This is a genomic window from Protofrankia sp. Cr1 (genome assembly GCF_963555865.1).
GTDB lineage: Bacteria > Actinomycetota > Actinomycetes > Frankiales > Frankiaceae > Protofrankia.
This window is the reverse complement of sequence record NZ_CAUVXO010000035.1, coordinates 1,471-3,928: the sequence shown is the minus strand read 5'-3', so window position 1 is coordinate 3,928 and position 2,458 is coordinate 1,471. Positions and strand designations below refer to the sequence as shown.

General features: G+C 69.9%; 2 protein-coding genes and 1 pseudogene. All 3 read right to left on the bottom strand.

What is annotated here, in order from left to right:
• Positions 1 to 5 precede the first annotated feature (5 nt).
• Positions 6 to 290, bottom strand: a complete 285-nt coding sequence (locus U9980_RS05590; RefSeq protein ID WP_239310351.1) for an HU family DNA-binding protein — start codon at positions 288 to 290, stop codon at positions 6 to 8.
• A gap of 229 nt (positions 291 to 519) precedes the next feature.
• Positions 520 to 1,108 (bottom strand): annotated as a pseudogene (leuD, locus tag U9980_RS05585) (3-isopropylmalate dehydratase small subunit).
• Positions 1,109 to 1,156: 48 nt separating this feature from the next.
• Positions 1,157 to 2,458, bottom strand: a 1,302-nt coding sequence (gene leuC / locus U9980_RS05580) for a 3-isopropylmalate dehydratase large subunit (RefSeq protein WP_322766970.1), incomplete at its 5' end; no start/stop codon positions are given.

Sequence of the window (2,458 nt, the reverse complement as noted above, 5' to 3'; positions counted from 1 at the left end):
CTCGCTCACTCCTCGCTCGCCGACACGCTGGCCTTGAACTCCGAACCCGGCCTGAACTTCGGCACGACCGAGGCGGCCACCTGCACCGGCTCGCCTGTGGCCGGGTTGCGGCCGGTACGGGCCGCCCGCTCGACACGCTCGAAGACGCCGAACCCGGTGATGGTGACCTTCTCACCGGCTGACACGGCTTCCTGGATCGCCTCGAACACGGCATCGACTGCTTTGGTCGCGTTCGATCGCCCGCCCTCGATCTGCTGGGCGATGCGATCAACCAACTGGGACTTGTTCACAACAACCTCCGGACGCCCCCCGCGGGCGCGGGGTTAGGGAGCAGATCGGGCATCACACTGCGCTGCACCGTAGGCATGTCCACCGGTTAGGGCAATTCCCCTGCGCGTGTCGCGCAACACAAACCCGCACGTCAACGACTCTTCTAGATCATCTAGCGGCACCCGGAGGATGGCGGACGAGCCCTCGATCGACCACAGTTCGCCACATTCAGTGACGACCAATAGTCTCCTACCCGGTCACCGGGAACCACCCGGGGCGAGTCGTCTCGAAGGCTGTGATCGCATCCTGGTGACGCAAGGTCAGACCGACGTCGTCCAGACCCTCCATCAGACGCCAGCGGGTGAAGTCGTCGATCTCGAAGCCCGCGACGAGCCCGGGTGCCCGCACCTCGAGTGCAGCCAGGTCAACGGTAATCGCAAGTGGTGGGATCGGCCTCGACCTGGTCGATGAGCGCCTCGACCGTCGCGGCCGGGAGCACGACCGGCAGCAGGCCGTTTCCCAGGGCGTTGCCGCGGAAGATGTCGGCGAAACGCGCCGAGATCACCACTTTGAAGCCATAGTCCTGCAGCGCCCACACGGCGTGCTCGCGGGACGACCCGGTGCCGAAATCCGGGCCGGCAAGCAGGATCGTGGCGCCGCTGTGAACCGGGTTGTTCAGGACGAAGCCCGGATCGGCCCGCCACTGCGAGAACAGGCCCGCGCCGAAGCCGGTTCGTTCGATCCGCTTGAGCCAGTCGCTGGGGATGATCTGGTCGGTGTCGACGTCGCTGCGCCGCAGCGGCACCGCCCGGCCGGTGTGCGTGGTGAACGCCTCCATCGCGGATGCGCCCCCTTCGTCATGTCGTGGTTGGGGTTGTCTCGCCGGTCAGAGATCGGCGGGCGCGGTCAGCCGCCCGGTGACGGCGGTCGCGGCTGCGACGGCGGGCGAGACCAGGTGGGTGCGCCCGCCCGGGCCCTGACGTCCTTCGAAGTTGCGGTTGGACGTGGACGCGCTGCGCTCGCCGGGCCCCAGCGTGTCCGGGTTCATGCCCAGGCACATCGAGCAACCGGCGCTGCGCCACTGCGCACCGGCTGCGCGGAAGACCTCGTCGAGCCCTTCGGCCTCGGCGTCCGCCTTCACCGTCATCGAGCCGGGGACCACCAGGACCCGCAGTCCGTCGGCCACCCGGCGACCGCGCAGGACGGCCGCGGCGGCCCGCAGGTCCTCGATGCGCCCGTTGGTGCAGGAACCGATGAACACCGTGTCCACCGGGATGTCGCGCAGCGGCGTGCCGGGCGTCAGCGCCATGTAGGCCAGAGCGCGCTCGGCCGAGGAGCGGACCGCCGGATCGGGGTAGTCCGCCGGGTCGGGCACCCGGGACGACAGCGGCGCGCCCTGCCCGGGATTGGTACCCCAGGTCACGAACGGGCTCAGCGCAGCCGCGTCCACCACGACCTCGCGGTCGAACACCGCGTCGTCGTCGGTTGCCAGGGTCGCCCAGTAGGCGAGTGCGGCGTCCCAGTCCGCGCCTACCGGCGCGTGCGGGCGGCCCCGCAGGTGGGCGACGGTCACCTCGTCGGGAGCGACCATGCCGGCGCGAGCACCCGCTTCGATGGACATGTTGCACACCGTCATGCGGCCTTCCATGGACAGCCCGCGGATGGCCTCGCCGCGGTATTCGATCACATGCCCCTGGCCGCCGGCGGTGCCGATCCGGGCGATGATCGCGAGAATCAGGTCCTTGGCGGTGACACCGGCGGGCAGCGCCCCGTCCACCGTGACCGCCATGGTCTTCGGCGGGCGCAGCGGCAGCGTCTGGGTGGCCAGCACATGCTCGACCTGGCTCGTGCCGATGCCGAAGGCGAGCGCGCCGAACGCGCCGTGGGTGGAGGTGTGGCTGTCCCCGCAGACGATCGTCATGCCCGGCTGGGTGAGGCCGAGCTGCGGACCGACGACGTGGACGATCCCCTGACCGGGGTCGTTCATCGGATGCAGCCGGACACCGAAGTCGGCGCAGTTCTTACGCAGGGCCTCGACCTGGGCGGCCGAGACCGGGTCGGCGATCGGGCGCAGCGTGTCGATGGTCGGGACGTTGTGATCCTCGGTGGCGATGGTGAGATCCGAGCGGCGCAGCGGTCGACCGGCCAGCCGGAGCGCCTCGAATGCCTGCGGGCTAGTCACCTCGTG